Origin of the sequence: Alteromonas sp. Cnat3-28 (assembly GCF_022348265.1) — a bacterium.
In the GTDB taxonomy this organism is placed as follows: Bacteria; Pseudomonadota; Gammaproteobacteria; order Enterobacterales; family Alteromonadaceae; genus Alteromonas; species Alteromonas macleodii.
This window is the reverse complement of record NZ_JAKREY010000045.1, coordinates 1-3,196: the sequence shown is the minus strand read 5'-3', so window position 1 is coordinate 3,196 and position 3,196 is coordinate 1. Positions and strand designations below refer to the sequence as shown.

Here is a 3,196-nt window from a genome sequence, read left to right as displayed (position 1 = left end):
TCCATTAAGTAGGCTTTTGACGCACGCCGTTACCGCATTTAGACGAGTTTTATGCATATTGTAGCTGACAAGCGTAACGACTTTGTTCACAATAGATAGAGCATTCATGGCTGTTTGGCCTCAGTGAAGTTTGGCGATTGATCTGATCACCAAACGTCATGAATGTTCCTATCTTTTTTATCTCGTTGATATCGTTATATTATTTGTGGGGATACCTCAGACTCTGACCCCATTTTTTAAGCGGCTTTCACTTTGGGAGAGTCTTCGTGCTCAGTAGCGCTGCTTTGAGTATCGCTTTTTATGTTGCGTGACTCATCTGCAGTTTGGCTATCGCGTACGTTCTTCTGCACCGTAATAGCGGCAAAGAGGCTTAGAGTGAAGGCCATGCCGAAGAAGCCTTTTTCACTTAATAAAAGCTCAGCATTTAATAAGCCAACCACTAACAATACGATGGCTGATGCAGTAGCTACAGCTGATGCAAGGAAATACGCTTTGGTAGTTGGCACACCTTCCATTTTATCGCGTACCGTTTTTTGTAAGCTCACTACAGAAAACAAGCCAAATAACATAATAGTGAAGTAATAACCTTTTTCATTAAGCGCCATTGGGGCATTGTAAAGGCCGATAAAATAAGCGCCTACACCCACAATTAGGGCTGCCAGTGATGCTATTCGAAATGCTTTCGTTGGTTTATTCTGAGTCTGCATTGTTAAATTCCTCGATAATAGTTGTCTCACCGTTGCTCGCAAAAATAACTGCCTTTTCCGATAAATCGTATTTCTGCATGTAACGAGCAAGGCTTCCAAATGTAGTTGTTTCCACCTTACGACCGTGATCGGACAGCGTCACGCCGTCGCTGAACATACTCGCCAAGCCAAGTTTGGCGCGGCTCATGTTTACTTTTTGCGGCGTAAAATATGCCTTTGCATTAGCTTTTAGCTGGGCTATATCTGTGGTGGAGTACACCGCAGCATTCAGCACATCTAGGGTGTACTCGGTACAGTTTTGTCGTTCACTGTTGAATGGGTTAGCAACCACTGAATAGCGTGGGTTATGCAACAATTTTGCTCTATCTTCGCTGTACATACTTATAAGCGCTTGCTGCACGGCAACCGATGGGATAATCAGACCAGCCTCGAGCGCATAAGCACTCCAGAAAAAATCTACAGGATAATCTGTAACTAAATGACTCACGTCTTGTTCATCAGCATCTTGATACAAATTATGGATTGCATAGCCTTTAGCAGTCTCTCCATTATCTAGCTGAATGCTTGAGTAGATAGCAATAGCAGTGTGCGTAAAGCGAATGCCCTCCGGCATGTCTTCAATCGGTCTGCCTCGCCTTGCAATAATGAAGGCACGAGCTCCTTGGCTTGCCGCATACTTTTCTACTTCTTTAGAAAAAATGGCAATGGCTTCTGGTGAAAACGAAGGTTTTCCGTGCTGCTGACTACCTGCCAAAGCGTGATTAGCGTTGGCAGTAAGTAGTACCAAAGCCACAGCTATTGAATACAAAAATGTTTTCATACTCTTCCCTGCTTAAATTCTCTCGACTTGCACTGAATAAGAGCCATCTAAAGCGCTCGCGATTTATTATGAAGCGCTAGATGCACAACGCTTCGCTGTAGCAGTGTTTTACCAAACTATAGCCACTTTTATAGCGTCCAATCGCGCTTCAAAGTTCGAGCAATTAATTAACCGTTAGCGTTTAGTTGTGGTAGTAGTTGTCGTAGTCGTTGTTGTGTTAGTGGTCGCAACGACTTTGTTTGGCGCAGGGTCTGCAGTAATGATTGTTTCGGTAATCACTAACGGCTGGTTATTATCAACGGAGGAATGATGACTAGCTCCGTGAATACTGCGGCTACTCTCGTCAATCACACTTTCAGCAACTGCGCTACCTGCCACTACAGCACTGCCGGTTAGTATCACCGGAACAGCGACTACGGCACTCGCTACTGACGCCGTCGTTGCTAAGCCTTCAGATGCAGCAAGTGCGCTATGTTTACTGGCTTTGCCACTGTGGTCGGTAGAGTCATCTGCCATTACAGAATGGGTAAGAAGCGCACTACCTAATAGTGCAGTTAACATCAATGTTGAACGCGAATTTTTCATATCACTTGCTCCTAGTATGTAAAGGCGAGATGTGCCTGAACATGTTCTACACTAGAACCAAGAATAAATTTCGTAAACCACAACCGCTGATGTAGTATTAAATTACACCACAAGTATAAATATTTAATACCATGAGCCAAATTAACCTTGTTTACGACACGCTTAAACAATGTTTACGAGAGCAGCGATTTACCTACAAACAGATCGCACAGAAACTGAACGTAAGCGAGGCCAGCGTAAAACGAAATTTCTCTCTACAGGCTTTCAGCCTCGACAAGCTGGAACAGATTTGTGAATGCCTAAATTTGTCATTGAGCGACCTTTTTAGCCTGTCGCAAAAGCAGCAGGAAAAAATTTCCCAGCTATCTGAGCAACAAGAAATGGAGTTACTTGCCAATCCCAAGCTACTGCTTGCAGCCGTATGTGTGCGTGATGGCTGGCGATTCTCGGAAATCATCAAGCACTACAATATTTCTGAGGTCGAGGGCATTAAGCTAATGACAACCTTAGACAAACTTAAGCTTATAGAGCTGTTACCGAATAACCGCTACAAGCTGCTCATTGCGCAAAACTTTCGCTGGATCCCTGGTGGTCCGCTAGAAAAATTTATGGAGCAGGAAGTAATGGTGAAGTTTATGGCTCCAAAGAAGAACGAGCCATGGATGTTTCGTTTCTATTTACGCGGCCGCTATTCTCAGACCTCGATTTCCATTATTCAGCGCCGTCTTGAACAACTGCGACAAGAAGCAGCTAAACTCAGCAGCGAAGATAATGCCCTACCAATTGAAGAACGCCAGCACATTGGTATTTTAATGGCGATGCGGCCTTGGGAGCCTTCACTTTTTGAAAACATGAAGCGAAAATAACCCTGTCGAAGTATATTTGGGGGGTCAGAGTACATTAAATAGAAAAGTACTCTGACCCCATTAGTTTACTACTCAGAAAAGTACTCTGACCCTGAGGTATCCCCACAAATAATATTGCGATATCAATAAGATAAAAAAGATAGGAACATTCATGACGTTTGGTGATCAGATCAATCGCCAAACTTCACTGAGGCCAAACAGTCATGAATGCCCTATCT

At 43.7% G+C, this 3,196-nt stretch carries 4 protein-coding genes; 1 reads left to right on the top strand and 3 read right to left on the bottom strand.

What is annotated here, in order from left to right:
* Positions 1-236: 236 nt before the first annotated feature.
* The 3 genes from yiaA to MHM87_RS19715 form a co-directional block, all read right to left on the bottom strand.
* Entirely contained in the window at positions 237-707 is a 471-nt protein-coding gene (yiaA, locus tag MHM87_RS19725) for an inner membrane protein YiaA (RefSeq protein ID WP_049586942.1), read from the bottom strand.
* Complete coding sequence (locus MHM87_RS19720) at positions 691-1,527, bottom strand: DUF2145 domain-containing protein (RefSeq protein WP_039228660.1); 837 nt, start codon at positions 1,525-1,527, stop codon at positions 691-693. Before MHM87_RS19720 ends, yiaA begins: the two co-directional genes overlap by 17 nt.
* Before the next feature lie 174 nt (positions 1,528-1,701).
* The gene (locus MHM87_RS19715) at positions 1,702-2,112 is read right to left on the bottom strand and encodes a hypothetical protein (protein ID WP_239220453.1); all 411 of its coding nucleotides are present in this window, start codon (positions 2,110-2,112) and stop codon (positions 1,702-1,704) included.
* Positions 2,113-2,243: 131 nt separating this feature from the next.
* Between MHM87_RS19715 and MHM87_RS19710 the strand changes: the two genes are divergently transcribed.
* Entirely contained in the window at positions 2,244-2,978 is a 735-nt protein-coding gene (locus tag MHM87_RS19710; protein WP_239260860.1) for a helix-turn-helix domain-containing protein, read from the top strand.
* Positions 2,979-3,196 lie beyond the last annotated feature (218 nt).